At 36.4% G+C, this 3,828-nt stretch carries 6 protein-coding genes and 1 pseudogene; 5 read left to right on the top strand and 2 right to left on the bottom strand.

Going from position 1 to position 3,828, the window contains the following annotated elements; genetic code table 11:
- Positions 1-99: 99 nt before the first annotated feature.
- From FU659_RS34515 to FU659_RS34495, 5 genes and pseudogenes are all read left to right on the top strand, one after another.
- Positions 100-339: pseudogene (locus tag FU659_RS34515) on the top strand (cyclic-phosphate processing receiver domain-containing protein); the annotation flags it as partial.
- A 212-nt stretch (positions 340-551) separates the two neighbouring features.
- Complete coding sequence (locus FU659_RS34510) at positions 552-1,136, top strand: histidine phosphatase family protein (protein WP_222708719.1); 585 nt, start codon at positions 552-554, stop codon at positions 1,134-1,136.
- A gap of 175 nt (positions 1,137-1,311) precedes the next feature.
- A complete protein-coding gene (locus tag FU659_RS34505) occupies positions 1,312-1,800 on the top strand; it encodes a WapI family immunity protein (protein WP_147951670.1) in 489 nt (162 codons plus the stop codon).
- A 108-nt stretch (positions 1,801-1,908) separates the two neighbouring features.
- Entirely contained in the window at positions 1,909-2,133 is a 225-nt protein-coding gene (locus tag FU659_RS34500; protein WP_147951669.1) for a hypothetical protein, read from the top strand.
- Between the two features lie 235 nt (positions 2,134-2,368).
- Positions 2,369-2,878, top strand: a complete 510-nt coding sequence (locus FU659_RS34495) for a tyrosine-type recombinase/integrase (RefSeq protein ID WP_261808244.1) — start codon at positions 2,369-2,371, stop codon at positions 2,876-2,878.
- Positions 2,879-3,041: 163 nt separating this feature from the next.
- Here FU659_RS34495 and FU659_RS36170 read toward each other — a convergent pair whose 3' ends face one another.
- Positions 3,042-3,314, bottom strand: coding sequence for a hypothetical protein (locus FU659_RS36170; RefSeq protein ID WP_187274617.1), 273 nt, complete (start codon positions 3,312-3,314; stop codon positions 3,042-3,044).
- A 10-nt stretch (positions 3,315-3,324) separates the two neighbouring features.
- The gene (locus tag FU659_RS39285; RefSeq protein WP_397357185.1) at positions 3,325-3,552 is read right to left on the bottom strand and encodes a stalk domain-containing protein; all 228 of its coding nucleotides are present in this window, start codon (positions 3,550-3,552) and stop codon (positions 3,325-3,327) included.
- Positions 3,553-3,828 lie beyond the last annotated feature (276 nt).

Raw genomic sequence — 3,828 nt, 5'->3', positions numbered from 1 at the left:
ACCAACCGGGCTTTTTCCTCTGGGCTGAACTTCCTTCTGGGACCTGTCATACAACTAAGAAACTCCTTTTTTGCTGTCTAGTTTATATGTAGCATTATACTTGACCATGACTTAGGTGAAGATGAGAATGGAAATGAATTGCGTAATGGTTATGATTTCGTTAAATACTTTTGTGAGAACGGTTTAAGCGCCAGCAAAATTTATATACACACAGATAATCCTGTGGGGCGAAAGAATATGTATGAAACACTACTAGCTGCACAACGCAGAGGGTTTATTGATGAGGATATTGAGATCTACCATTATCCAATAACGGCTAACAAGTATTCAGGTGAATGATCATTCGTTGAACTAACGGAAACGTTAGTTCAATCATGGACTTGACGGCAGCCTGCACACTATCGGCTGCCGTTATCTATTGAAGTAATGGGCAGGATACTTCCAATATGTGTTAATATTGGTGTTGGAATTGTGATGAAAACCGGGCTTGAACTAACATGTCCCTTTAACCCAGGAGGAACTAATGGCTATTTATTTTGTAAAGACATGGTATGGACGAGGAAGGATTTCGTGGTGGCTGGAGTCAACGAGGGCTTATAGTTGAAGGCTATAGGCAATCAGAAAAGTTAGGTTGTTATCTTAAGCAGAAGCAAAGCATATTTCAAATACATCGAATCGTGAGCAGTGACTTGCAACGGGCATTAGACACAGCAAATGAGATTGCTAGATTTTTGAACTTAACCGTTGAAAGTAGCAACCATTGGAGAGAAACGAATAATGGAGTAATTGCTGGCATGCCCAACGAAATAGTAAATGAACGATTTCCTGGCTTGTATTTCTCAAGTTTACGGATGGACGAAAGGTATCCTGGTGGTGAGAGTCCACTGGAATTCTATAAACGAATAGAAGAATCATTCCATCTGCTATGTGAAGAGCAATCTAGTAAGAATCACCTTGAAAATGTAATTATAGTTTCACATGGCGGGGTAATAAATGTCGTTTATCATATTGTAAAAGGACTAGAATGGACAAATAAAAATAAATCCTTCCCAGCTTCAAATACCGGCATTCATAAATTAGAGTATTGTAATGGGCAATTGGTATTAACTTTAGAAAATTTTCTAGAGCATGTATAATTACGATTGCTTATTACGGTGAACGTTTGTTTAATACACAACAATGGTGAGGCTGCCGGCACGTTTGGCAGCCTTTCACTCACCTAACGGACAGGATAGTTCCAATATGTGGTATTATTGAAATGAGTTTTTAATGGTGGTTAATTCAAATTGATTTATACCTGTGAGGTGTTATATGGCCAAATTGGTGGATATATCAGGGAAGATAAGTTTAATACTTTCATTTCATAAGAGAAATAAACTAATTACTGAATACGAGGATGACATAAATAATTGGATTCCAATTGATTTTGAAATTAATCTATTTGAGGAATCTTATAGTATCTATCCGGAAGTAAATCCATCCTTAAATTTGTTTGAAATTAATTTGATGTTTTCGAAGTTAAAAGCAAGCATTAGCGGAATGCAATCAACGAAAATATTTAATAAAGTGGAGATTTCAACATTCGAGTTTTATTACGAGTTAGAATTCAATAACTCATCTGAAGAAGACTGGATTCATTGTACGGTTTGGACATTTGAAAGTTCCAGAACAAACGGAGCTATTCATGACGTACAAAGGGGCTTTAGATTTATAATTTCACTCGAATCATTAATTGAATTTGTTAAAAATTTGGAAGACGAACTTAACTTACTTTTGATAATTAAAAGGTCAAGTCAATAAGCAAACCGCAGCACGAGAGCACACTAAAGACACGACGGCAGTTGCCCTTTTGTAATTAAGTAATTGGGCTGAGATGGGCAGTAACTCTCATTGAATTGGAGAAATAGCATGTACGATTTTATTAGTATTTTTTCCGATGAAACGCATTCTCAAAGAATTGAAGCGACTTTATTAGAGGCGTTCTTAATTTCAGAGCTAAAGTTATCTAAGGAGAGTCATCTGAAATTCTTTAAGGAAATTGGTGGCGAAAAAATTACGATTATGGGTATTCCTGCTAATTCTAATGGGGCTACGGTATTAATTCACTTGAAGGGGTTAAAGACATTAACTTGATTGAAATAGCTGTATCTTGGAAACTTGATAATACATTTCAGAAAGAAATATCAGAAATTACAATGGCAATTGCAAATCATTTTTCCTGGATAGTCGAAGATGATCGAGAGATATAAGCCAGATACTTAGACCCATCATGATTACACTAACGCAGAACGCTAGTGCAATATAATTGTTTAAAACCTCCCAGTTGTTGCAAACCTAGATTTATTAGGACTAATGGGAGGTTTTTATTATGAATTTAAGTGAATTGTGGAAGTTGTATGAAGCAGATAAACGGATCCAAGGATTTAGTCCACACACATTAAAAGCATACGCCTTGCAGCTAAAGATGCTGGTTGTCGGACTAGGTGATCTTGAAATTTCAGAGGTCTCGCTACAGTTGCTGAAGGAATATTTGGCTAAGCAGTCCGAACGACTAAAGCCAAGCAGTCTGGGACACCGTATCCGATTTATACGCTCCCTGTTTCGCTTTGCATACGAAGAAAGTTACCTCACAACAAATCCCTCTCTGAAATTAAGAGAGCCAAAGATGGATAAACGCATTCCGAAGTTTTTGATTGAAGAAGATGTGATTCATCTGAAGATTTCCTGTCTCTCCCTTAGAGAACGAGCTTTACTTGAGTTCCTATATAGTACCGGGTGCCGTGTTGGGGAGGTACAGAAAATAAACATTGAAGATTTCAACTTTGCTAACCGCTTTAATGCCCATCTGATCGTCGGGATTGCCATCCGACGGGTATGATGGGTATCCGTCACAAACAATGCTTTACAGGAGTCCTCGCGGCTGCTCAAGTATTTCTTTAATTTAACTATTCTACTTTATTTTCACCTTCGTTTTGTTGCCCGTAAAAACAAGAAGGCTACCGATAATACCGGCAGCCTTCTTTAAATTATTTGTGCCTTTTTCAATTTTTTGAAATGGATGCTTTAATGTTCTTGACCGGAAAATAATTAACCTGAACATTAATTTTATCAACCATTTGTTCTAATGAAATATCACCCTTCGAATAAAGCTTTGCATCACTCGTATCAAATAGTATTACCGATTCTGCTTTTCGTGGGTTATTCATAAAAGTGACTTTTACCGATTCTGCATCTGTAGTGCTCGTAACGCGTAAAAGCTTATCTAAGACTTTTGAATTATCTCCTGTTAAAAAATCTATATCGCTCCTTAACATGAGATATGGATTATTGTATGTAAAAAACGTTTTCGCCGCTAGTCACTATTTTTTCATCAAAAAGCTGCTTTACTATTGAATCAGTTGTGCTGATATCAACACTATATGTATTTGCATCCCATGTCACGGTTGCCCCAAGGTTTCTTAGAACGGATATTGGTACTACAGTACTATTATCATAGATAAAAGCTGGTACACCTTCCGAACTAATTGTTAATTCATTCCCGTTAGATTTAATAATAACAATCGGATTCCCCTTGAAATCTCCATTAATGCTTGATGCACTTGCTGCCCCGCAAAAGTGTCAACATTGTCCCAATTAAAATAACTTTTTATTAAGTCTTATTACAATTTCTCCTGTATTAAATCCCATAGAACTCATCTCCATCTTATATTTGGCTATTATTTACATTCCCCAGTCATAGATCATTCTCCTTCTGTTTGTTTTGAGTTTAAGTATTTCTGTTCTATCTTTATCTGACTTATTTATGCTTTTACAGCGATATACGTGATT

It is taken from the genome of Paenibacillus sp. N3.4 (assembly GCF_008017805.1).
In the GTDB taxonomy this organism is placed as follows: Bacteria; Bacillota; Bacilli; order Paenibacillales; family NBRC-103111; genus Paenibacillus_E.
This window is presented reverse-complemented; position numbering and strand designations above follow the sequence as displayed.